The sequence below is a fragment of the Variovorax paradoxus genome (assembly GCF_022009635.1).
In the GTDB taxonomy this organism is placed as follows: Bacteria; Pseudomonadota; Gammaproteobacteria; order Burkholderiales; family Burkholderiaceae_C; genus Variovorax.
The window spans coordinates 5,643,377-5,665,178 of sequence record NZ_CP091716.1 but is presented as its reverse complement, the minus strand read 5'-3'; the positions used below and the strand labels follow the sequence as shown (position 1 = coordinate 5,665,178).

Sequence of the window (21,802 nt, the reverse complement as noted above, 5' to 3'; positions counted from 1 at the left end):
TTCAAAGGGTCGGGTGCGACGCGCGGTCGAAGAACTTGCGCGCCGCGCGCTCGTCGCTGTCGCGCTGCTCGCGCTTGGCTTCGGCCATCAGCTCCTGCATGCGCACGCGCTCGGCCAGGGTGTCGAACGAACTCAGGCGGCGCTTCTGGTGTTGCCAGTCGGTGCGGCCGTTGTCGAGCCGGGTCTCGGTCTGCGCGGCGATGGCGCGCTGCTGCTCGATGGCGCCGTCCAGCGTGCCCAGGAAGTTGCGGTAGTTGCGCCACTGCGAAGAGGGCAGGCCGCCGCGCATCAGCGCATCGAGCTGGTCGTGATAGTCCTGCCGGTATTGCAGCAGCAGTTCCAGCTTCTGGCTGGCGTTGAGGTGCGCGCTCTGCAGTGCGCCCAGGCGCCGCGCAGCATCGTCGGTCTGCGTGTGCGCCAGGTCGATCAGCATGCCGAGGGGGAGCTTGCGTGTCATGTCTGGAATCTCTTGGTGTTGGATGTCCTGGAATCGAAGCCTTGCGTGGATGCGGGCTCGGCCTCGAACAGGTGCTCGAGCTGCGCGATCGCGTCTTCGTAGCCGGTGCGCTCGTCCATCGACTGCTGCAGGAAGGCCTCGATGCGCGGGTACATCGCGATGGCCTTGTCCAGCTGCAGGTCGTGGCCGGGCGCGTAGGCGCCCACGCTGATCAGGTCGCGGTTGCGCTGGTAGCGCGACAGCATCTGCTTGAAGCGGCGCACCACGTCGAATTGCGACGACGGAATCAGCGCGGTCATGGCGCGGCTGATGGAGGCCTCGATGTCGATGGCCGGGTAGTGCCCGGCCTCGGCCAGCGTGCGCGAGAGCACCACGTGCCCGTCGAGAATGGCGCGCGCCGAGTCGGCGATCGGGTCCTGCTGGTCATCGCCTTCGGACAGCACCGTGTAGAAGGCGGTGATGGAGCCGCCGCGGCCCTGCGCGTCGCGCGAGCCGTTGCCGGCGCGCTCCACCAGCGCGGGCAGCCGCGCGAACACCGAAGGCGGGTAGCCTTTGGTGGCGGGCGGCTCGCCCACGGCCAGCGCGATCTCGCGCTGCGCCATCGCATAGCGGGTGAGCGAGTCCATGATGAGCAGCACGTCCTTGCCGCGGTCGCGGAAGTACTCGGCCAGGCAGGTGGCGTAGGCCGCGCCCTGCAGGCGCAGCAGCGGCGAGTTGTCGGCCGGCGCGGCCACCACCACGGCGCGCGCCAGGCCTTCCTCGCCCAGCGTGTTCTCGATGAAATCCTTCACTTCGCGGCCGCGTTCGCCGATCAGGCCGACCACGATGACTTCGGCGCTGGTGTAGCGGGCCATCATGCCCAGCAGCACGCTCTTGCCCACGCCGGAGCCGGCGAACAGGCCCATGCGCTGGCCGCGGCCGACGGTGAGCATGGCGTTGATGGCGCGCACGCCGACGTCGAGCACCGAATCGATCGGCGCGCGCGACAGCGGGTTGATGGGCGGCGAGCTCAGCGGCACCTTGCGCGCCACGTCGAGCGGGCCCAGTCCGTCGAGCGGGCGGCCGGCCGCGTCGACCACGCGGCCGAGCATGCCTTCGCCCACCGGCAGGCGCTTGGTGTGGGCGTCGCCGCTGGCGCCGGGCTCCAGCGCGCCGGGCCGCGCGAACACGCGCGCGCCGGGCAGCAGGCCCGCCACTTCGGTCTGGGACATCAGGAACAGGCGGTCGCCGGCGAAGCCCACGACTTCCGCTTCGGCATAGCGCTGTGCGTTGCCGGGCGGCAGCTCGATCAGGCAGTCGCTGCCCACGGGCAGTTGCAGGCCGACCGCTTCGAGCACCAGCCCGACGGCGCGCGTGAGGCGGCCCGAGGCGGTGGTGGTTTCGCAGCGCGCGACATTGCCGCGCGCTTTTTCCAGCGCGGCGCGCACGGTCTGCAGATGGGGATTGGCGGCGGTGGCGGTCTGCATGGCGCTCAGAAGGTCTCGGCTTCGCCGTCGTCGCCGGTGCCGCGCACGGCGGCGGCCACGCGCTTCCAGCGGGTCTGCAGCGTGCCGTCGAGTTCGCCGTTGGCCGACTGCACGCGGCAGCCGCCGCGTTCGATGTGGTCGTCGGCGCGCATCTGCCAGCCGGCGGCCTCGATTTCCTCGCCCAGGCTGTTGCGCACCAGCGCGACATCGTCGGGGTGCAGCAGCAGGCGCGGTTCGCCGCGCAATGCGGGCTCGGTGTTCAGCATGTCGCGCACCACCGGCAGCACCCATTCGGGGTCGGTCTTCAGCGTGCGGTGCACCACCTGGCGTGCCACGTCGAGCGCAAGCGCCAGCACGGTCTCGGCCAGTTCGCTTTCGGCGCGGTGCAGCGCGTCGGGCAGCGACTGCGCCAGTGCGCGCAGGCGTTCCGCATGCACGCTGGCGGCGGCCAGGCCGGTGGCCAGGCCTTCGGTGTGGCCGGTCTTGCGGCCTTCGGCCAGCCCCGCGGCGCGGCCGTCGGCCTCGCCGGCGGCGCGTGCGTCCTTGCGGATGCGGGCCAGCTCGGCCAGGTCGATCTTGGGAGCGGGCGGCGGCGCGGGCGGCAGGGCGAGGGCGCTGCCGTTGGCATTGCCGTGCTGTCCGTTGCGTTCGGCGGCCTTGCGCCTGGCCGGCGGCTTGCCGCCGTCGAGCGTGCCCATTTCCCAGCGCTCCCAGGCCGAGAGCGCGGGCTTGGCTGGGGCCGCCGCATGGCGCGCGGCGGCGTGGATGGCGGCGAGGCGTTCGCGCGAGTCGCCGAATGCGCTGTTGGTGTCAGACGAAGTCATCGGTGCCAGGTGCAGCAATCACGATTTCGCCGGCCTCCGCCAGACGGCGGGCGACCTGCAGGATGGCCTTCTGTTCGGTCTCGACCTGCGACACGCGCACGGGACCGCGCAGCTCCATGTCCTCGCGCAGCGTTTCGGCGGCGCGTTGCGACATGTTGTTGAGGAACTTGTCGCGCAGCTCCATCGGCGCGCCCTTGAGCGCGATGATGAGCGAGTCGGACTCGATGTCCTTGAGCAGGCGCTGGATGCTGCGGTCTTCGAGGCCCAGCAGGTTCTCGAACACGAACATCTCGTCGACGATGCGCTGTGCCAGCGCCTCGTCCTTTTCGCGCACATGGGCGATGGCTTCTTCTTCCACCGCGGTGCTCATCAGGTTGACGATCTCGGCCGCCGTGCGCACGCCGCCCAGGCGGTTGCGTCGCACGCCCTGGCCCGCGAGCATTTCGGTCAGCACGTCGGTCAGCTCCTTCAGCGCCGAGGGCTGCACGCCGCCGAGGGTGGCCACCCGCATGATCACGTCGTGGCGCAGGCGGGTGGGCAGCTTCTCGAGCACTTCGGAAGCCTTCATGCGGTCCAGGTGCACCACCAACGTCGCGAGGATCTGCGGATGCTCGTCGCGAATGAGCTCGGCCACTTCGCCGGCCTCGAGCTCGTTGAGCCGCTCGATGCCGCCGCGCGGCTCGTCGGGCTGCAGGATGTCTTCCAGCAGGTTGCTGGCGCGGTCGTCGCCCAGCGCCTTCTTCAGCACCGCGCGGATGTAGCTGGTCGAGCCCAGGTGCAGTGCCGACAGCTGCTCCGTCTCCTCGCGGAATTCGGCCAGCACGGCGGCCAGCTCTTCCTTGGAGACGGACGTCAGCTTCGACATCGCCAGGCCCAGCGCCTGCACCTCGGAGGTGGGCAGCTGGTGCAGTGCGGCGGCGGCGCGGTCTTCGCCCAGCGCCATCAGCAAGATGGCGCTCTTGCGGGTTCCCAGTTCACTACTCATCGGTGTTCATCCAGTGCTGGATCAGGGCGGCCACCAGTTTGGGATCCTTGTCGCCGATCTGGTGGGCATAGTCCATGTCGGCCTTCTTGCGGTTGGCCTCGCGTTCGCGCAGGCTTTCCTCGGCCGACTGCGCGTTGACATCGGGTTCGACGGCCGGCTCCTGCTCGGCCACCGGCACCGGGGTCGGCGCGGCGGGCGCATGGCGGCGCGTCAGCGGCCGCAGCACGGCCAGCCAGGCGAACAGTGCGAGCAGCGCATAGAACAGGTACTGGCCCACCGTCTTGCCGATCTCGATGTTCTCGCGGTCGCGCCAGAACGGCACTTCGGGTGCGGGGCCGCTGTCGGCGTCGCGGGCGAAGGCGCTGTTGACCACGTTGAGCGAGTCGCCGCGGTCCTGGCTGAAGCCCATGGCTTCCTTGGCGAGGTTGCGGATCTGCTCCAGCTCGGCCGGCGTGAGCGCGCGGCTGTTGACCTTGCCAGCGGCATCGGTCGCGTCGCGGTTGTTCACGACCACCGCGACCGACAGCCGCTTCACGCCGCCGGCAGCCTGCTGCACGTGGCGGATGGTGCGGTCGAGCTCGTAGTTGGTGGTGGTGTCCTTGCGGGTGCTGCTCGGGCCGGTGGCCGCGCCTGCGGTGGAGGCGGTGGTCGCGCCCTGGGCGCCGGGGGTGCCGGGCGCGCCAGGCGTTCCGGGTGGCGGGGTGCCGGGGGCATTGGGCGCGCGCGGGCCGACGATGGGCGCCGTCGGGTTCACCGGCGGCTGGTTGGTCAGCGCGCCGGGCACGCCGCCGGGCGGGGCGCCGTTGTGCTGCGCCGACTCGCTCGACTGCTGGCTGCGCACGGCGGCCTGGGCCGGGTCCTGGTTGGGCTTGTACTTCTCGTCGGTGTGTTCCACCACCGAGAAATCGATCTCGGCCGCCACCTGCGCGCGCACGTTGTTCGCGCCCACGATGGGTTGCAGGATGGCCTCGATGCGGCGGATGTAGTTCTGCTCGATCTCCTGCGCATACTTGAGCTGGCTCACGTCCAGCCCGCGGTCGGTGCCGCGCGCGGAAGACAGCAGGTTGCCGCGCTGGTCGACCACCGTAACGCTCTTGGCGTCGAGGTCGGGCACGCTGCTGGAGACCATGTGCACGATGGCGCTGACCTGACCTTCGTCGATGCTGCGTCCGCGCATCAGGTTCAGCACCACGGAGGCCGAGGGCTTCTTCTGGTCGCGCACGAAGAGCGAGGGCTTGGGCAGCGCCAGGTGCACCCGGGCCGACTCGATGCTGCCGATCGATTCGATGGAGCGCGCCAGCTCGCCTTCCAGCCCGCGCTGGTAATTGACCTGCTCGGCGAACTGGCTGGTGCCGAACTTCTGGTTGTCCATCAGTTCGAAGCCGACGCCGCCGGCCTTGGGCAAGCCCTGGGCCGCGAGCTTGAGGCGCGTTTCCGCGACCTTGTCTCCGGCGATCAGAATCGCGCCGCCGCCTTCGGCGAACTTGTAGGGCACGTTCATCTGCTGCAGCGACGCGATGATCGCGCCACCGTCGCGGTCCGACACATTGGTATAGAGCACCTTGTAGTCGGGCCCGCGGCTCCACAGCGCGAACGCGGCGGCCGCGGCCACCAGGGCCGCGCCGCCGACGATCAGCGGCAGCTTGGGCTGCGCGCGAAGGCGTTCCAGGATCGGTGGCAGGCCGTTTCCGGCCGCCGGCAACTCGCCGGCGGGTGCCGCCGTGCTCATGCGGGCACCTTGGTCATGGCCGGGCGGCCGCTGGGGTCGAAAGCCATGTCGAGAGAAGAAATTCGGTGTTGAGATGTCATTCCGGATGGCCGGTGATGTCGTCCGCGGCCTTGTCGTTTCGCGAACGATTGTCAACAGGCGCAAGGAATTCGAATGGCCGAACAGCCAGGGTTTTTGCCCTCAGTTGGGCGCTTGAATCCGGGTCTTCCCTTGATACGCTGCGTGCAGGCCGAGGGGCTTTGGTCCCTCCTTGTCAAGTCACGCAGAAGTGTTCAAAGAGGAAGAACCCCATGTCGATCAGCGCCATCGAATCCGTCCTGCAGCAGATGCGCGTCACCGCGCTCAACACAGGCATCGCGCCCACGGGCGCCGCGCCGGCCGAGGCCAACGGCGGCTTTGCCGCCGAGCTCAAGCGCTCGCTTGCCAATATCAGCAACGCGCAGCAAAGCGCCTATGCGCAGGCCGAGTCCTTCGAAATGGGCAAGCCCGGCGTGGCGCTCAACGACGTGATGGTCGACCTGCAGAAGGCCAACGTGGCGTTCCAGACCGGATTGCAGGTGCGCAACCGCCTGGTCGGCGCCTACCAGGAGGTGATGAGCCTGCAGGCCTGATGAGAGGGGGTTGTGGTGCCCGGCGGGGCCGGGAACTTTTTTGTACGCCGCCCTAAATGTTTGAAAGCTCCGGCCGATAACCAAATCAACGATGGCTTGAGTCTCACAGTGGAAGCGGGTCCAGCGTTACGGCCGAAAGCCGGAGTCCACAACCTTTTTTCATCAATCAGGAGTCGAACATGGCGCAAGTCATCAACACGAACAGCCTTTCTCTGCTCACGCAGAACAACCTGAACAAGTCGCAAGCGGCACTGAACAGCGCCATCGGGCGCCTGTCGTCGGGCATGCGCATCAACAGCGCCAAGGATGATGCAGCCGGCCAGGCCATCGCCAACCGCTTCACGGCCAACATCAAGGGCCTGACGCAAGCAACGCGCAACGCCAACGACGGCATCTCGATCGCTCAAACGACCGAAGGCGCACTGACCGAAGTCAACAACAACCTGCAGCGCATCCGCGAACTGTCGGTGCAAGCCGGCACGGGCACGAACTCGGCAACCGACCTGGACTCGATCCAAGGCGAAATCACCCAGCGCCTGGACGAAATCAACCGCGTGTCGAACCAGACCCAGTTCAACGGCGTCAAGGTTCTGTCGGCCAACGCCGGCAAGCTGACCGTGCAAGTCGGCGCGAACGATGGCGAAACCATCGACATCGACCTGCAGGAAATCAGCGCCAAGACGCTGGGCCTGGACGGCTTCAACGTCAACGGCAAGGGCGTTTCCGCCAACACCAAGGCCAACGTCAACGACCTGACCAAGGCTGGCGCTACCGGCACGGGCCCCTACACCGTGACGACCAGCTTCGCCAAGGTGACGGCCGAGCAGGCAGTCGACGCCATGCAAGACGGCAACACCGCTGTCGTGGGCGCGACCACCTACAAGTACGACGCAACCGCCGGCAACTTCACCACGACCGCCACTGTCGCCACGGGCGGCCCGACCACGGCTTTCGCCGCAACGCTGCTGCCGACGGCCGGCAACAAGTTCACGGGCACCTTCACGGGCGCCTCGGGCTCCACCAACTTCGAAGTCGACAGCGCGGGCGCGATCACGATCGGCGGCCAGGCTGCCTACATCTCCGGCGGCAACCTGACGACCAACAACGTCGGCGCTCCTCCGGCAGCCACGGCTGCAACGCTGTTCGGCGGTGCCGACACCGGCACCGGCGCTTCGAGCATCAAGCTCAACGGCACGACCTACAACTTCGCTGCCGGCGCCAACTCCGGCTTCACGTACACCAAGACGGTGTCGAAGGACGACGTCAAGACCGCCGTTGCCGGCGCCGCTTCGACGGTCAACCTCGGCCAGGGCATCTTCGCCTCGACCGTGACGTTCGCTGCGGCCGGTGGCCAGTCCAGCGACACGTACATGGACAACGACAAGGAAATGACCAAGACCGCGTCGTACACCACCGACTACGCAGTCAACGCAGTCAACGGCGAAGTGACCGTTGCCTCGACGACCGGTACCGGCAAGTACGCGGCCCAAGTCGGCGCCACGGCATACATCAACTCGGCTGGCAAGCTGACCACGGACACGACCAGCAAGGGCACCAAGACGACGGACCCGCTGGCTGCCCTGGACGCAGCCCTGGCCAAGGTCGACACGCTGCGCGGCTCGCTGGGCGCGGTGCAGAACCGTTTCGACTCGGTGATCGCCAACCTCGGCACCACGGTGACCAACCTGTCCTCGTCGCGTTCGCGCATCGAAGACGCCGACTACGCAGTTGAAGTGTCGAACATGACGCGCGCCCAGATCCTGCAACAAGCAGGTACCTCGGTGCTGTCGCAAGCCAACCAGACCACGCAAGGCGTGCTGTCGCTCCTGCGTTGATCGACAAGGTCTAGTCAGTAGCAAGGAAATGCCGGGCCCCTCCCGAAAGGGTGGGGTCCGGTGGGCGCAGGCAACCGGAGCAAGCCGGGAGCGCCTGCGCTGTCCTCTGCGGCCATGCCCCCGACGGGCGAGGCCGCAGAGGACAGCGAACCCAGCAAAACAAGGTGGAAATGATGTTGAACCCGATGCCGGCGACTCCCGTGAAGGAAAACCAGTGGACGCAGCTGCTCGTCGGCGGGTCCGGTGCACGCGACGCGGCCGCCGGTGCGGCAACCGAACTGAAGGACGACGCGAAGGACGACGCAACGCCGGTTCAGGTCGAGCAGGCGGTGCGCCAGGTGAACGAGGCGCTGGCGCTGCGCGAGGTCGGCCTGAAGTTCGAGGTCGACAAGGACACCGACAAAGTGATCATCAAGGTGGTGGACCGCGCCAGCGGCGAGGTCATCCGCCAGATTCCCAATGAAGAAGTCGTGCGCATCGCGAAGCTGATGAGCGACGGCAAGGGCCTGCTGGTGGACCACGCGGCCTGAGGCCGCGGCACACGGTTTTCATCTCCAGCGGCAGCACTCTCACATACAGGACAGGAAAGAACTCACATGGCAACCATCAGCAGTCTTGGCGTCGGCGCCAATCTAGACCTTGCCACCTTGCTCACGCAGCTGCAGACCGCCGAAAGCCAGCCTCTGGTGGCGCTACAGGCCAAGGCCAAGAGCTACACGAGCAAGCTGTCGGCCTACGGCACGATCCAGAGCGCGCTCGGCACGCTGCAGGCGGCCGCCAAGAAGCTGGGCGACCCGACGCTGTTCCAGAGCGTGACCGGCACGCCCACGGTCAGCGGCATTCTTTCCGCCTCTTCCACCGACGTGAGCTCGGCCGGCAACTACACCATCGACGTGGGTCAGCTCGCACAGGCGCAGACCCTGGTCAGCGCAGGCCAGGCCGATTCGAAGACCGCCATCGGCAGCGGCAAGATCACCATCGACTTCGGCGCCATCTCGGGCGGCACGCTCAACGCCACCACCGGCCAGTACACCGGCGCCACCTTCACCGCGGATTCGAGCCAGCCCGCCAAGTCGATCACCATCGATTCGAGCAACAACACGCTGGAAGGCATTCGCGACGCCATCAACGGCGCCAAGGCGGGCGTGACGGCCGCGATCGTGAACGACGGCAGCGGCACGCCCAATCGCCTGGTGCTGACCTCTTCGGCGACCGGCGAGAAGTCGAGCATGCGCATTTCGGTGGACGGCGACGCCGCGCTGCAGGGCCTGCTGAGCAACGACCCGGCCGGCAGCCAGAACCTGAAGCAGACGGCGGCGGCGCAGAACGCCAAGCTCAACGTCAACGGCATCGATGTCGTCAGCGCGACCAACACCGTGAAGGACGCGATCCAGGGCACCACGCTGACGCTGGTGGGCACCGGCAAGACCGGCCTGGCGATGAAGGAGAACTCGGCCGGCGTGAAGACGGCGATCACCGATTTCGTGAAGGCCTACAACAGCCTGCAGAGCACCGCCAAGACGCTGACCGCATACGACGCCGACACCAAGACCGCCGCCGCGCTGGTGGGCGACAGCACGCTGCGCAACCTGCAGACGCGCATCCGCCAGGCGCTCACCACGCCGCAGGCCGGTGGTGCGAACGACATGAAGGTGCTCACCGAGATCGGCGTGGCCTTCCAGAAGGACGGCACCCTGGCCGTGGACTCCGACAAGCTCGACAAGGCCCTGGCCGCCAACCTGAAGGGCGTGGCCAACCTGTTCTCGAGCGCCACCGGCAGCACGGGCGGCTACGGCAAGCAGATCGACGCGATCGTGACCGACCTGAACACCAATGCCCTGAAGGTGGCCAGCGACGGCGTGACCTCGACGATCAAGAAGCTCGACGACCAGTACGACGCGATGCAAGTGCGCGTGGACGCCACCGTCGACCGTTACCGCAAGCAGTTCAACCAGCTCGACGTGTTGATCAACAACCTGAACAACACCAAGAACTACCTCACGCAGCAGTTCGAAGCGATGTCGGGCAGCAGCAGCAAGTAAGCCGCGCAAGAAGACGCAGATCCGTCCGGAGCAACAACAGATGTACACGTCCCACAACATGCGCACCGGCGCCGGCGCCTATGCGCGCGTCGGCGTGGAAACGAGCGTGATGAGCGCGTCGCCGCACCAGCTCATCGTCATGCTTTTCGATGGCGCCAAGACCGCCATCGGCATGGCCAGGCATCACATGGCGGCCGGCGAGATCGAAGCCAAGGGCAAAGCGATCTCGAAGGCCATCGGCATCGTGGACAACGGCCTGAAGGCCGGACTCGATGCACAGGCAGCCGGCGAGGCCGGTGCCGAACTCGTGAGCAACCTGTCGGCGCTTTACGACTATGTCGTGCAGCGTCTGTTCCGGGCCAACCTGCACAACGACGTGCAGGCCCTGGACGAGGCCGACCGGCTGCTGGAGAACGTCGCTTCCGCCTGGCGGGAAATCGATGACCGGGTTCGCGGCTGATCCGCGAGAGCAAATGAAGACAGGGAAAGACAGGGAAAAGATGGTAATCCGGAGTGAGATCGTTCATTGCTACGAGGAGCTTGCCTCCAGCGTCTCTTTGATGCTGGAGCTCGCACGCGACAAGGATTGGGGTCGCCTGCCCGACCTCGAGGCCCGCTGCTCGGCCATCGTCGACCGGCTCAAGATCATCGAGCCCACCGCGACGCTGGACGTGGTGGAGGTCGAGCGCGTGCTGCATCTGCTCGACCGCATCCGCGTGGAACAGACCGAGGTGTCGAACCTGATCAAGCCGCAGCTCGACGAGCTCATCGGCCGCATGGGTTATCTCAACCAGCAGAAGAATCTGGGCAAGGCCTACGGGCTGACGCACTGATGGCTGCCTGAGAAAAGAACGTCGCGACCATGAGTGCACTTGCCGGACTTGTCGATGCGTTGCTCGCCGCGCGGCTGACGCCGCGACTGGACGTGCTCGGCATCAAGCCCGAGACCACCATCGGTGCTCCGGGCCCGGCCATTGCGGTCGGCAAGGTCGCGAACGACGTTCGGCTGCCATCCAACGCGGCGCTCGACCGGCAGATTTCGGCCGCGGGCTCTGGCGGATCGGCGCATGCCTCTTCGGGGGCGGGGCCTTCGGCCGCGACGCAGTTGTCGCTGGCGGCGCGCGTGATCGGTGCGGTGCTGGCGGATCTGCAGGCGGAGCCGGGGCCGGTGCGCGGTGCCGCGCCGTTGTCGGCCGGCCGGCAGCCGGCGAGTGCCCAGGCACTGGCCGGCACGCTGGCGCAGACGGTGTCCGCCAGCGGGCTCTTCTATGAATCGCATCTGGCGGAGTTCGCCGCGGGCGGCCGCACATTGGCCCAGATGGCGCAGGAGCCGCAGGCGAAGTGGTCGGTGCCGCTTGCGGCTGCGAGACCGGCGGCTGCGGTTGCCGTGGCGCAGGCCGTGCCGGCAGACCTGCCCGACATGGCGCCTGCGGTTGCGACGGCTGTCGCCGCACCGGCCACATCGGTTGCTGCGGCTGCACAGCTGCCTGCGTCCATGCCTGGGGGCGTGGTGCCGAATGCGCCCGCCACGGCGGCGGCGCCTGATGCCAAGCCAGATCCAAATGCTTCCGCACCGTCTGGTATGAGCGACGCTTCCGGCGTGGCCGACGGGGCGCCTTCCACCGACGCCGCGCGCGTGCAGGCAGCCTATCGTCAGCCCGAAGCCGTGAGCGCCGATGCCATGCAGGCGCATCGCGCGAGCCAGGCCGAGGCTGCGCGCCAGTCCGACAGCCCGGTGGCCGCGCCCGCTTCGCGCGGCGCGAGCGGCGCCGAAGTGATCCATCCGCAGGCCGTGATGATCGTGCACCAGCAGCTCGACCTGCTGGCCAGCGCCAATTTCCGCTGGAGCGGCCAGGCCTGGCCCGACGTGCCGATGTCGTGGTCCATCGAGGAAGAACAACGGCAGTCCGACGCACGCGGCGGCGCCGATGCGGAAGACGAAGCCACGCGCCGCTGGTCGACCACCGTGTCGCTGGTGCTGCCGCGCCTGGGCGAAGTCGACCTGCGCCTGAGCCTGACCGGCGCCAACGTGCAGGCGCACCTGTCCGCTCGCCAGGCCGACACCATGGAACGCCTGCGCGGCGACACCGGCCGGCTGACCCAACGCTTCGAGGCCGCCGGCCTGCAGCTGCAGCAGCTGCAGGTCACGGCGAAGGCCTATGCATGAACAGCGCGCTGGACAACCGGAACAGCGCGGTCGCGCTGTCGTATGCGGACAAGACCAAGGCGCCCGTCGTCGTGGCCAAGGGCTATGGCCTGGTGGCCGAATCGATCATGCGAGAGGCGCGCGAGAACGGGCTGTATGTGCACGCGTCCGCCGACCTCGTGAAGCTCCTGATGCAGGTCAACCTGGACCAGCAGATCCCGCCGCAGCTGTACCGCGCGGTTGCCGAAGTGATGGCATGGATCTATGGCTTGGAAGGCCAAGGGGAGTCACATGCTGGACACCAATTGAAAACCTAATCTATTCGAACGTATGAAGATATATAACGTTCAAATAATTAACTGTAATTTTACCTGTTACATGTGTAATAGTATTTTTCAATACCATTTCCATGGTGAATAAATTATTAACGAAAAGGGCCTTCGGTAACAAGTGGTTTCAAGGTTGAAAATCACTCGCATCCAGGCGGATTCTCCCTCTGTACGAGGGAGAGACCTTTCTCTCTTGTCAGATTTTTCCTACATTTTTTGCCGAGATTCTTAGCAGATACTTCAAAGTGTAAAACTTTGTGTATATAATGTATACACGATTGATTGGAGCACGAAGTGGACGTGAAATCGGAAATGGAAATAGACGTGGAAAATTGCAATCTCAGTGCAAACGGTGTGATTTCGAAAGAAATCGGCGAGATTAATCTGGCCTATATGCTGCTTGCCCAGAAGCTGGTCAAACAAGACCGGGCAGAGGCCATGTTTCGCCTCGGAGTGGGGCGCGAGCTTGCTGATTTGCTGGCGAACATGTCGCTCAGCCAGATCGTCAAGCTGGCGGCATCCAACTTCCTGTTGTGCAGCTTCCGGCTCGACGACCGCCCGATGTTCGCGGTGGTCGGCGAGGGCAAGGAGCCCGCGCTGCAGCAGGCGCACATGTCGATCCTGATGGCCGCGCGACAGGCGCAGTCGCAAGGGGCTTCGCCATCGCAGATGCGCGAGCCTGGAGCGGCTGCCGCATGACCCGCAAAAGCGTCCTGGGCGAAGTCAGAGAGGTGCAGCTCGCGGTCGAGCTGATCGGGCTCGGTGCCCGCTTGCAGTTCCTGGAGGCTGCCGTCGCATTGAGCCGGGAACGCTTGATCCGCCTGTACAAGGAACTCAAGGGTGTCTCGCCGCCCAAGGGCCTGCTGCCGTTCTCTACCGACTGGTACATGACGTGGCTGGCCAACATTCACTCGTCGATGTTCTACAACATCTACCGTTTCATGCTCGACGAGGCGGACGAGAGCGAGCTGCCCGCGCTCATCAAGGCCTATCGGCTCTACACCGAGCAAGTCGGCTCGCAAGGCGGCGAGGTGGTGCTCGACTTCACCCGCGCCGAGACGATGGTGCGCTTCTTCGACAGCGACATGCTGCAGCTGAGCACCTGCTGCCGCTGCGGCGGCCACTTCGTGGCGCATGCGCACGACAACAAGAATGGTTATGTGTGTGTTCTGTGCCGTCCGCCTTCGCGCGCGGGCAAGGCACGCAAGCCCAAGGTCGCCGAGGTGCGGCGGGGCGGATTGATCTCCGTGGGACCGGTGCTGGACATCGGGGGCGCGGTCTAGATAAGCGCCCCGCGCCGACTGGCGCGGGGTTTTTGGTTTGACGCCCGAGGGCGATAGGGGAAGCGCGTGCTGGTTCTGGTTGGATATCTCGTGGTGATCGGTGCCGTGTTCGGGGGCTACGCCCTCATGGGCGGGCACTTCGGCGTCCTGTTCCAGCCAGTGGAGTTGCTCATGATCGGCGGCTCCGCGCTGGGTGCCTTCATTGCCGGCAACAACGGCAAGACCATCAAGGCGACCATCAAGGAGCTGCCGCTGCTGCTGCGCTCCTCCAAGCACAACCGCCAGCTCTACATGGACCTGCTGGCGCTGCTGTACGAGCTGCTCGCCAAGGCCCGCAAGGAGGGCATGATGAAGCTGGAGACCGACGTCGAGGACCCCGGCTCGAGCGAGATCTTCCAGCGCTACCCGAACATCATGGCGCACGAAGGCATCACCGTCTTCCTGTGCGACTACCTGCGCCTGGTCATCAGCGGGAACACCGACGCGCACGAGATCGAGGCGCTCATGGACCACGAGATCGAGACCATCCGCCACGAGGCCGAAGTGCCGGGCCACAGCCTCTCGCGCGTGGCCGACGCGCTGCCGGCGCTGGGCATCGTCGCCGCCGTGATGGGCGTGGTGCACGCGCTCGCCTCGGCCGACCTGCCGCCTTCGGAGATGGGTGCGCTCATTGCCCACGCGATGGTGGGCACCTTCCTGGGCGTGCTGCTGGCATACGGCTTCGTGTCGCCGCTGGCCACGTTGATCGAACAGAAGGTGGAAGAGGGCATGAAGATCTACCAGTGCGCCAAGGTCACGCTGCTGGCCAGCCTGAACGGCTATGCGCCGCAGCTGGCGGTGGAGTTCGGCCGCAAGGTGCTGTTCTCGACCGAGCGCCCGTCGTTCACCGAGCTGGACGACCACGTCCGCGAGGTCAAGGCGCGCTGACGCCCTGCTGAAAGAAGAGCGAACAAGCGAGCGACCATGAGCGAAGGCAAGCCCCAGATCATCATCAAGCACGTCCACAAGGGCGGGGGCGGCGGCCACCATGGCGGCGGCTGGAAGATCGCGTATGCCGACTTCATGACGGCCATGATGGCCTTCTTCCTGGTCATGTGGCTGCTTTCCATTTCGAGCCCGAAGCAGCGCGAAGGCATTGCCGAGCACTTTCGCATGCCGCTGCGCGTGGCGATGCATGGCGGCGACAAGGCCAGCCTGAGCAACAGCATGATCCCCGGCGGCGGCGCCGACGTGATGCACGTCGAGGGCGAGGTCAAGCAGGCCGATGCCGAGGAAGAAGCCGACGCGACCCGGCTGGCCGAGATGAAGAAAAAGCTCGACGAGCTGATCGAGAAGAGCCCGGTGTTCCAGCAGTTCCGCTCGCAGATCCTCATCGACATCACCACCGAAGGCCTGCGCCTGCAGATCGTGGACACCGAGAACCGCCCGATGTTCGAGCTGGCCAGCGCCCGCGTGGTGCCGCACATGCGCGCCATCCTGCGCGAACTGGCCCCGGCGCTCAACGGCCTGCCCAACAAGCTCACGCTGTCGGGGCACACCGACGCCATCGTCTACAACAACGACCGCTCGTACGGCAACTGGGAGCTGTCGGCCGACCGCGCCAACGCCTCGCGCCGCGAGCTGGTGGTCGGCGGCTTGACGGAGGGCAAGGTGCTGCGCGTCATCGGGCTGGCCGACAGCATGCACCTGGACCGGGCGGAGCCGCGCAACCCCATCAACCGGCGCATCAGCATCATCCTGCTCAACCGCCGTACCCAGGAGCGCATCGAGCGCGAGAACAGCAGCGACGGCGGCAGCATGCGCGTCGGCAAGCTGACTCCCGCAGGCGCGGCGCCCAAGGCTGCCGCGGCATTGCCAGCGCAAACGCCCGCGCCAGTGGCAGTGACGGCGCCGGTGGCGACGGAAGCACCGGCTGCGACGACGGAATAACAACGCAGACAACCCAGGGGACGGCGCCAGCGCCGGCCCGGAGCAAAGAGATGGACCTCAGTCAATTCACCCAGGCATTCTTCGTCGAAGCCATCGAGCTTCTCGCGGAGATGGAGCAACTGCTGCTGGACCTCGACGTCGAGGCGCCCGACAGCGAGCAGCTCAATGCCATCTTCCGCGCCGCGCACTCCATCAAGGGCGGTGCGGCGACGTTCGGTTTCACCGCCTTGACCAACACCACGCACGTGCTCGAAACGCTTCTGGACCGCGCCCGCCACGGGCAGCTGAGCCTGAACGGTCGAATGATCGATGCATTTCTGGAAACGAAGGACGCCTTGCAAGAACAACTCACCGCATACCAGGCCGGCCAGGAGCCGAACCCTGACATGGTCGCGCACATCTGCGGCGTGCTTCAGCAACTCGCGCTGGAAAGCGGCGACGAAAGCCTTGCGGCGCACGCGGCCGCCACTGCAGCGGCTGCGCCCGTGGCGGCACCGGCGCCTGCTCCCGTCGCGGCGGCCGCACCGGCCGAGGCCGCGGTGCCCGCCGGCGACGGCGTGCTGCGCATCCGCTTCGCCCGCCTGTCCGACAGCGAGTGCGACCTGCTCGCGGGCGAACTCTCCAACCTCGGCAAGGTGCTGTCGCGCACGCGCAGCAACGACCAGCTGACGGTGCTGCTCGAGACCACCTGCGATCCCGACGACATCGTCGCCGTGTGCTGCTTCGTCATCGACGAATCGCAGATCGACATCACGCGCGAAGCGGCCGCCGCCGTGGTGGCGCCGGAACCCGCGGCGCCGGCCCCCGCCGCCGAAGCGCCCGCGAAGGCGCCGGCCGTGGTCGCTGCCGCGGCACCCGTCGCGCAGGCCGCACCAGCCGCGCCGGCCGCGACGGCGGCGCCCGCCGCGGCCGCAGGCACCAAGGAATCCAGCTCCATCCGCGTCGACGTCGAGAAGGTCGACCAGCTCATCAACCTCGTGGGCGAACTCGTCATCACGCAGTCGATGCTCACGCAGGCCGCGACCATGCTCGACCCGGTGGCCTACGAGCGTTTCCTCAGCGGCCTCGGCCACCTGGAGCGCAACGCGCGCGACCTGCAGGAATCGGTGATGTCCATCCGCATGATGCCGATGGACTACGTGTTCAGCCGCTTCCCACGCGTGATCCGCGATGTCAGCGCCAAACTGGGCAAGCAGGTGCGCCTGGACACCTACGGCAAGGAAACCGAGCTCGACAAGGGCCTGATCGAACGCATCGTCGACCCGCTCACGCACCTGGTGCGCAACAGCCTGGACCACGGCATCGAGACGCCCGACGTGCGCCTGGCCAAGGGCAAGGACGCCACCGGCCAGCTGCTGCTGTCGGCGCAGCACCACGGCGGCAACATCGTGATCGAGGTGAGCGACGACGGCGCGGGCCTGAACCGCGAGCGCATCCTGGCCAAGGCCCTGCAGCAAGGCCTGCCGGTCAGCGAGACCATGCCCGACGAAGAGGTGTGGCAGCTCATCTTCGCGCCCGGCTTCTCCACCGCCGAGCAGGTCACCGACATCTCGGGCCGCGGCGTGGGCATGGACGTGGTCAAGCGCAACATCCAGGAAATGGGCGGCCATGTGGAAATCCATTCGCGCGGCGGGCAGGGCACCACCACCCGCATCGTGCTGCCGCTCACGCTGGCCATCCTGAACGGCATGTCGGTGAAGGTGGGCGACGAGGCCTACATCCTGCCGCTGAGCTACGTGATCGAATCGCTGCAGCCGCTGCCGGAGCACCTGCACTCCATCACCGCCGACGGCCACGTGATCCGCGTGCGCGGCGAATACCTGCCGCTGATCGAGCTGCACCGCGTGTTCGACGTGGCGGGCGCGCAGACACACCCGACGCAGGGCATCCTGGTGATCGTTCAGGCCGACGACAGCCGCTTCGCGCTGCTGGTCGACGAGCTGCTCGGACAGCACCAGGTGGTGGTGAAGAACCTGGAAACCAACTATCGCAAGGTGCCGGGCATCTCCGCCGCCACCATCCTCGGCGACGGCAGCGTGGCCTTCATCATCGACGTGGGTGCCATGCCCCGCATCCAGCGCGCGCAGGCCGCGAGCGCGGCCGCCCTGGCGGGAGCCGCCCGGAGGACCGACGCCATTGCACTCTGAGCCCCACGGAGACAGCTGAATGCGTTTCGACTTCTTTCGACGCTCCGGTTCCGACGACGCCAAGGGCGGCGACGGTGCCGAGGCCGCGCGCGGGCAAGGCGCCGGCACGGGCGGCCACGTGGCCTACGCCATGCTGCTCGACGCCCAGCGGCGCGTCGTCGGCTACCGCCTGGCCTGGCGTCCGGCGGGCGAGCCGAGCGGTGCCCAGGCGAGTGCCGGCGTCAAGGCGCTGATGGACACGGTGGCCCTGCACCTGAACCCCGAAAACGGCGGCTGGCAGCTCGGCTCCATGCTGGTGTTCGTGGATGTCTCGCTCGACGCGCTGTTCCAGAGCGAACTGCAGTCGCTGCCGCCGCAGAGCGTGGTGCTGTGCATGAGCAAGGAAGACCTGACCGATGTCGACCTGCGCTCGATGCTGCTGCTCCTGCACGAGCAAGGCTTCGGCTTCATGCTGCGCGGCGCCGCCATGCTGCCGGCCGATCCCGAGCTGCGCGCCATCGTCACCCACTTCGAAGTGGACGCGCTGGACGCCGACACCGTGGTGCGCGTACGTCAGGAAGCCCAGCAGGGCCATCCGCCGGTCGAACTGGTGGCGCCCCGCGTGAGCACCTGGAAGGAATTCGACGCCTGCGCCACCCGGCGCGTGAACGTGTTCATCGACGGCGCCTTCCGCAACCCGCCGGTGCGCGACGTGGACGACGCGCTGCAGCCCGAGTCGCTGCTGATCGTGCAGCTCATGCAGATGATCCAGCGCAACGAGGACGTGCGCGCCATCGAGGCCGCGCTCAAGCACGACGCGGCGCTCACCTACCGGCTGCTGCGCTACATCAATTCGCCTTCGGTCGGCGTGGCGGTGGAGATCCATTCGCTGCGCCATGCGGTGGCCATGCTCGGCTATTCGCCGCTGTACCGCTGGCTGTCGCTGCTGCTGGCCACCAGCAACAAGGCCAGCTCGCCCTTCATGATGAAGAAGGCCATCCTGCGCGGGCGCTTCGTCGAGCTGATGGGGCAGGGCATGCTGCCGCCCAGCGAATCGGACAACCTGTTCGTGGCGGGCATGTTCTCGCTGCTCGACCAGCTGCTGGGCGTGTCGATGGAAGGCGTGCTGCGCAAGGTGCAGCTCACCGATTCGGTGCAGCAGGCCATCCTGTCGCGCGGCGGCCTGTACGGCCCGTTCGTGGCGCTGGCCGAGAGCTGCGAGCTCGACGACGGCCAGGCCCCGCGCCTGGCGGAGGCACTTTTCCTGAGCGCGGCGCAGGTCAATGCGGCGCAACTTTCGGCGCTGGTGTGGTCGCAGGACGCGGGACCGGCCGCGTCCAGCCCCTGAGATGACATCGAAAGTGCAGGGTTTTTGTGCGTCTGATCGAACCATTGGAAACGGCAACCGCTATGTACATTGAAAGCCATGCTTGCAGGCTGGACCGGCCGTGAATAACGAGTTCCTTTTTACCGACAACGACTTTTCCAGAATCCGGACTCTCATTCATCGCCGCGCCGGCATCGCCCTTGGCGACCAGAAGCGGCAGATGGTGTACAGCCGGCTTTCGCGTCGCCTGAGGGAGCTTCAGTTCCCTGAGTTTTCCACGTACCTCGACTGGCTGGAGTCCAGCGGCGGCGACGGCGAGTGGCAGTTGTTCATCAACTCGCTCACCACCAACCTGACCTCGTTCTTCCGCGAGGCGCACCACTTCCCGGCCCTGGCCGCGCACGTGCGCAAGATGCCGCAGCCGGTGACGGTGTGGTGCGCGGCGGCCTCGACCGGCGAGGAGCCGTATTCGATCGCCATCACGCTGATGGAGGCGCTGGGCGACAAGGCGGGTTCGGCGCGCGTCATCGCGACCGACATCGACACCGCGGTGCTGGCCAAGGCCGCGGCCGGCGTGTTCACCACCGAGCAGGTCGAGCGGCTGTCGCCGGAGCGGCTGCGCCGCTTCTTCAACAAAGGCACGGGCGCCAACGCGGGCAAGGTGCGCATCCGCCCCGAGGTGGCCGCGCTGGTGAAGTTCTCGCGGCTCAACCTGCTGGACAGCGCCTGGTCGGTGAAGGAGCCGGTCGACGCCATCTTCTGCCGCAACGTGATGATCTATTTCGACAAGCCGACGCAGAAGAAGGTGCTCGACCGCTTCGTGCCGCTGTTCAAGCCCAACGGGCTGCTGTTCGCCGGGCATTCGGAGAACGCGTCGCTGGTCAATCAGTCCTTCAAGTCGCTCGGCCAGACGGTCTACGAACTGGCGCGCACGCGCGCCCCGGGCGCGGCATGACCCATTCCAGCCCCAGCGCGCCGGACTCGGTGGCCAGCCATCACTACTTCGACCGCGACGTCGGCCAGATGGCCGTGAAGCTGCTGCCGTCGGAGTACTACGTGACGGCGGGCGACACGGTGCTGAGCACGGTGCTGGGCTCGTGCGTGGCGGCGTGCCTGCACGACGCGGAGGCCGGCGTGGCCGGCATGAACCACTTCATGCTGCCCGACGACAGCGAATCCGGCATGCGCGACGCCACCGACTCGATGCGCTACGGCACCTATGCGATGGACGTGCTGATCCGCGAACTGGTGCGCGCGGGCGCGCGCCGCGACCGGCTGCAGGCCAAGGTGTTCGGCGGCGGCGCGGTGCTGGCCAACATGACCACGCTGAACATCGGCGACCGCAACGCGGACTTCGTGCTGCGCTACCTGCGTGCGGAGCGCATCGAGATCGCCGCGCAAGACCTGCGGGGGCCGCATGCGCGGCGTGTGTATTTCCTGCCGGTCACCGGCAAGGCGATCGTGCGCAAGCTGCGCGCGCAGACGGAAGTCCGGTCGATCCAGCGCGAGGAGGGCGAACTGCTGCGCAGGCTGTCCGGCCAGCGCGTGGTGCCCGAGCCGGAAAAAACAAGCAATGCCCTGGCCGCCCGTGCGGTGCCCATGGCCGCCATCAAAGGAAGCCGGTGAGCGTCAAAAAAATAAAAGTACTGTGTGTCGACGACTCGGCACTGATCCGCAGCGTGATGACCGAGATCATCAACAGCCAGAGCGACATGACCGTGGTGGGCACGGCGGCCGATCCGCTGGTGGCGCGCGACCTCATCAAGGTCACCAACCCCGACGTGCTCACGCTCGACGTGGAAATGCCGCGCATGGACGGCCTGGAGTTCCTCGAGAAGCTCATGCGGCTGCGGCCCATGCCGGTGGTCATGGTGTCGTCGCTGACCGAGCGCGGCTCCGAAATCGCGCTGCGCGCGCTCGAGCTGGGCGCCATCGACTTCGTGACCAAGCCGCGCCTGGGAGTGCGCGACGGCCTGCTCAACTACACCGAGCTGATCGCCGGCAAGATCCGCACCGCCGCCAGCGCGCGGCTGCTGCCGAGCCGGCACGCGGCCTCGGCCCGGCCCGCGTCCGACGCGCCGCAGGAGTCGCTCCTGCGCAGCCCGCTGCTCAGTACGGAGAAGCTGATCATCATCGGCGCTTCCACCGGCGGCACCGAAGCCATCCGCGAGGTGCTGCAGCCGCTGCCACCCGACTCGCCCGCGGTGCTGATCGCGCAGCACATGCCGGCCGGTTTCACGCGTTCGTTCGCGCAGCGCCTGGACGGCCTGTGCCGCATCAACGTGAAGGAAGCGGAGCACGGCGAGCGCGTCCTGCCGGGCTACGCCTACATTGCGCCGGGCGGCTTTCACCTGTCGCTGGGCCGAAGCGGCGCCAACTACGTGGCGCACCTCGACCAGGAACCGCCGGTGAACCGCCACCGCCCGTCGATCGACGTGCTGTTCGATTCGGCCGCCAAGTACGCGGGCAAGAACGCCATCGGCATCATCCTGACCGGCATGGGCAAGGACGGCGCCGAGGGCCTGTTGCGCATGAAGCGCGCCGGCGCCCACACGCTGGCGCAGGACGAGGCCAGCTGCGTGGTCTTCGGCATGCCGCGCGAGGCCATCGCGCTGGGCGCGGTGGACGACGTGTCTCCCCTGAGCGAAGTGAGTCGCAGGGTACTGGCACACCTTCGCACGTTCGGCGAACGTGCGAACCGAGTTTGAAAAAC

The 21,802-nt window shown here is 67.0% G+C and carries 22 protein-coding genes; 17 read left to right on the top strand and 5 right to left on the bottom strand.

Features of this window, described 5'->3' with window-relative positions; all coding sequences use genetic code 11:
• Position 1: 1 nt before the first annotated feature.
• Genes fliJ through fliF form a run of 5 tightly spaced genes read right to left on the bottom strand, consistent with a single transcriptional unit; the run spans position 2 to position 5,461 of the window.
• Complete coding sequence (gene fliJ, locus L3V85_RS26245; RefSeq protein ID WP_106937127.1) at positions 2–457, bottom strand: flagellar export protein FliJ; 456 nt, start codon at positions 455–457, stop codon at positions 2–4.
• Positions 454–1,923, bottom strand: coding sequence for a flagellar protein export ATPase FliI (fliI, locus tag L3V85_RS26240; RefSeq protein WP_237675598.1), 1,470 nt, complete (start codon positions 1,921–1,923; stop codon positions 454–456). Before fliI ends, fliJ begins: the two co-directional genes overlap by 4 nt.
• A 5-nt stretch (positions 1,924–1,928) precedes the next feature.
• Positions 1,929–2,747, bottom strand: a complete 819-nt coding sequence (gene fliH / locus L3V85_RS26235) for a flagellar assembly protein FliH (RefSeq protein WP_237675597.1) — start codon at positions 2,745–2,747, stop codon at positions 1,929–1,931.
• Entirely contained in the window at positions 2,734–3,732 is a 999-nt protein-coding gene (gene fliG, locus L3V85_RS26230) for a flagellar motor switch protein FliG (protein ID WP_237675596.1), read from the bottom strand. The genes fliH and fliG overlap by 14 nt, the downstream gene beginning before the upstream one ends.
• Positions 3,725–5,461 (bottom strand): flagellar basal-body MS-ring/collar protein FliF, encoded by a 1,737-nt coding sequence (gene fliF / locus L3V85_RS26225; RefSeq protein ID WP_237675595.1) that lies wholly within the window; start codon positions 5,459–5,461, stop codon positions 3,725–3,727. The genes fliG and fliF overlap by 8 nt, the downstream gene beginning before the upstream one ends.
• Positions 5,462–5,751: 290 nt before the next feature.
• On the opposite strand from fliF, the gene fliE reads away from it, so the two are divergent.
• The 17 genes from fliE to L3V85_RS26140 all read left to right on the top strand — a co-directional run bounded on the left by fliE (position 5,752) and on the right by L3V85_RS26140 (position 21,797).
• On the top strand, positions 5,752–6,072 hold the full coding sequence (fliE, locus tag L3V85_RS26220) for a flagellar hook-basal body complex protein FliE (protein WP_237675594.1): 321 nt from the start codon (positions 5,752–5,754) through the stop codon (positions 6,070–6,072).
• A gap of 179 nt (positions 6,073–6,251) precedes the next feature.
• Positions 6,252–7,907 (top strand): FliC/FljB family flagellin, encoded by a 1,656-nt coding sequence (locus L3V85_RS26215; RefSeq protein ID WP_237675593.1) that lies wholly within the window; start codon positions 6,252–6,254, stop codon positions 7,905–7,907.
• A gap of 185 nt (positions 7,908–8,092) precedes the next feature.
• Positions 8,093–8,437 carry a flagellar protein FlaG gene (locus L3V85_RS26210; protein WP_237675592.1) on the top strand — a complete coding sequence of 115 codons (345 nt, stop codon included), beginning with the start codon at positions 8,093–8,095 and terminating at the stop codon, positions 8,435–8,437.
• Between the two features lie 66 nt (positions 8,438–8,503).
• Positions 8,504–9,949 carry a flagellar filament capping protein FliD gene (fliD, locus tag L3V85_RS26205; RefSeq protein WP_237675591.1) on the top strand — a complete coding sequence of 482 codons (1,446 nt, stop codon included), beginning with the start codon at positions 8,504–8,506 and terminating at the stop codon, positions 9,947–9,949.
• A 40-nt stretch (positions 9,950–9,989) separates the two neighbouring features.
• Positions 9,990–10,409, top strand: coding sequence for a flagellar export chaperone FliS (fliS, locus tag L3V85_RS26200; protein ID WP_237675590.1), 420 nt, complete (start codon positions 9,990–9,992; stop codon positions 10,407–10,409).
• Positions 10,410–10,509: 100 nt separating this feature from the next.
• Positions 10,510–10,782: a flagellar protein FliT gene (locus L3V85_RS26195; protein WP_237675589.1), complete on the top strand. Its 273-nt coding sequence runs from the start codon at positions 10,510–10,512 to the stop codon at positions 10,780–10,782.
• 29 nt (positions 10,783–10,811) lie between these two features.
• A complete protein-coding gene (locus L3V85_RS26190; protein WP_237675588.1) occupies positions 10,812–12,116 on the top strand; it encodes a flagellar hook-length control protein FliK in 1,305 nt (434 codons plus the stop codon).
• Positions 12,113–12,412, top strand: coding sequence for an EscU/YscU/HrcU family type III secretion system export apparatus switch protein (locus L3V85_RS26185; protein ID WP_237675587.1), 300 nt, complete (start codon positions 12,113–12,115; stop codon positions 12,410–12,412). Before L3V85_RS26190 ends, L3V85_RS26185 begins: the two co-directional genes overlap by 4 nt.
• 306 nt (positions 12,413–12,718) lie before the next feature.
• Complete coding sequence (gene flhD, locus L3V85_RS26180; protein WP_414080156.1) at positions 12,719–13,123, top strand: flagellar transcriptional regulator FlhD; 405 nt, start codon at positions 12,719–12,721, stop codon at positions 13,121–13,123.
• The gene (gene flhC, locus L3V85_RS26175) at positions 13,120–13,707 is read left to right on the top strand and encodes a flagellar transcriptional regulator FlhC (protein ID WP_081271448.1); all 588 of its coding nucleotides are present in this window, start codon (positions 13,120–13,122) and stop codon (positions 13,705–13,707) included. Before flhD ends, flhC begins: the two co-directional genes overlap by 4 nt.
• A 66-nt stretch (positions 13,708–13,773) precedes the next feature.
• Positions 13,774–14,634, top strand: a complete 861-nt coding sequence (gene motA, locus L3V85_RS26170) for a flagellar motor stator protein MotA (RefSeq protein ID WP_237675586.1) — start codon at positions 13,774–13,776, stop codon at positions 14,632–14,634.
• 36 nt (positions 14,635–14,670) lie between these two features.
• Positions 14,671–15,636: a flagellar motor protein MotB gene (gene motB / locus L3V85_RS26165; protein WP_237675585.1), complete on the top strand. Its 966-nt coding sequence runs from the start codon at positions 14,671–14,673 to the stop codon at positions 15,634–15,636.
• 50 nt (positions 15,637–15,686) lie between these two features.
• Positions 15,687–17,783, top strand: coding sequence for a chemotaxis protein CheA (gene cheA, locus L3V85_RS26160; RefSeq protein ID WP_237675584.1), 2,097 nt, complete (start codon positions 15,687–15,689; stop codon positions 17,781–17,783).
• 19 nt (positions 17,784–17,802) lie between these two features.
• Complete coding sequence (locus L3V85_RS26155; protein WP_237675583.1) at positions 17,803–19,110, top strand: EAL and HDOD domain-containing protein; 1,308 nt, start codon at positions 17,803–17,805, stop codon at positions 19,108–19,110.
• A 100-nt stretch (positions 19,111–19,210) separates the two neighbouring features.
• On the top strand, positions 19,211–20,044 hold the full coding sequence (locus L3V85_RS26150) for a CheR family methyltransferase (protein ID WP_237675582.1): 834 nt from the start codon (positions 19,211–19,213) through the stop codon (positions 20,042–20,044).
• Positions 20,041–20,715 carry a chemoreceptor glutamine deamidase CheD gene (cheD, locus tag L3V85_RS26145; RefSeq protein WP_237675581.1) on the top strand — a complete coding sequence of 225 codons (675 nt, stop codon included), beginning with the start codon at positions 20,041–20,043 and terminating at the stop codon, positions 20,713–20,715. Before L3V85_RS26150 ends, cheD begins: the two co-directional genes overlap by 4 nt.
• On the top strand, positions 20,712–21,797 hold the full coding sequence (locus L3V85_RS26140; RefSeq protein WP_272934129.1) for a protein-glutamate methylesterase/protein-glutamine glutaminase: 1,086 nt from the start codon (positions 20,712–20,714) through the stop codon (positions 21,795–21,797). The genes cheD and L3V85_RS26140 overlap by 4 nt, the downstream gene beginning before the upstream one ends.
• Positions 21,798–21,802 lie beyond the last annotated feature (5 nt).

What these genes read in the sequence shown, in the direction of transcription:
- fliJ (WP_106937127.1), bottom strand. Translation starts at nt 457, where the DNA reads ATGACACGCAAGCTCCCCCTCGGCATGCTGATCGACCTGGCGCACACG.
- fliI (WP_237675598.1), bottom strand. Translation starts at nt 1,923, where the DNA reads ATGCAGACCGCCACCGCCGCCAATCCCCATCTGCAGACCGTGCGCGCC.
- fliH (WP_237675597.1), bottom strand. Translation starts at nt 2,747, where the DNA reads ATGACTTCGTCTGACACCAACAGCGCATTCGGCGACTCGCGCGAACGC.
- fliG (WP_237675596.1), bottom strand. Translation starts at nt 3,732, where the DNA reads ATGAGTAGTGAACTGGGAACCCGCAAGAGCGCCATCTTGCTGATGGCG.
- fliF (WP_237675595.1), bottom strand. Translation starts at nt 5,461, where the DNA reads ATGAGCACGGCGGCACCCGCCGGCGAGTTGCCGGCGGCCGGAAACGGC.
- fliE (WP_237675594.1), top strand. Translation starts at nt 5,752, where the DNA reads ATGTCGATCAGCGCCATCGAATCCGTCCTGCAGCAGATGCGCGTCACC.
- L3V85_RS26215 (WP_237675593.1), top strand. Translation starts at nt 6,252, where the DNA reads ATGGCGCAAGTCATCAACACGAACAGCCTTTCTCTGCTCACGCAGAAC.
- L3V85_RS26210 (WP_237675592.1), top strand. Translation starts at nt 8,093, where the DNA reads ATGCCGGCGACTCCCGTGAAGGAAAACCAGTGGACGCAGCTGCTCGTC.
- fliD (WP_237675591.1), top strand. Translation starts at nt 8,504, where the DNA reads ATGGCAACCATCAGCAGTCTTGGCGTCGGCGCCAATCTAGACCTTGCC.
- fliS (WP_237675590.1), top strand. Translation starts at nt 9,990, where the DNA reads ATGTACACGTCCCACAACATGCGCACCGGCGCCGGCGCCTATGCGCGC.
- L3V85_RS26195 (WP_237675589.1), top strand. Translation starts at nt 10,510, where the DNA reads ATGCTGGAGCTCGCACGCGACAAGGATTGGGGTCGCCTGCCCGACCTC.
- L3V85_RS26190 (WP_237675588.1), top strand. Translation starts at nt 10,812, where the DNA reads ATGAGTGCACTTGCCGGACTTGTCGATGCGTTGCTCGCCGCGCGGCTG.
- L3V85_RS26185 (WP_237675587.1), top strand. Translation starts at nt 12,113, where the DNA reads ATGAACAGCGCGCTGGACAACCGGAACAGCGCGGTCGCGCTGTCGTAT.
- flhC (WP_081271448.1), top strand. Translation starts at nt 13,120, where the DNA reads ATGACCCGCAAAAGCGTCCTGGGCGAAGTCAGAGAGGTGCAGCTCGCG.
- motB (WP_237675585.1), top strand. Translation starts at nt 14,671, where the DNA reads ATGAGCGAAGGCAAGCCCCAGATCATCATCAAGCACGTCCACAAGGGC.
- cheA (WP_237675584.1), top strand. Translation starts at nt 15,687, where the DNA reads ATGGACCTCAGTCAATTCACCCAGGCATTCTTCGTCGAAGCCATCGAG.
- L3V85_RS26155 (WP_237675583.1), top strand. Translation starts at nt 17,803, where the DNA reads ATGCGTTTCGACTTCTTTCGACGCTCCGGTTCCGACGACGCCAAGGGC.
- cheD (WP_237675581.1), top strand. Translation starts at nt 20,041, where the DNA reads ATGACCCATTCCAGCCCCAGCGCGCCGGACTCGGTGGCCAGCCATCAC.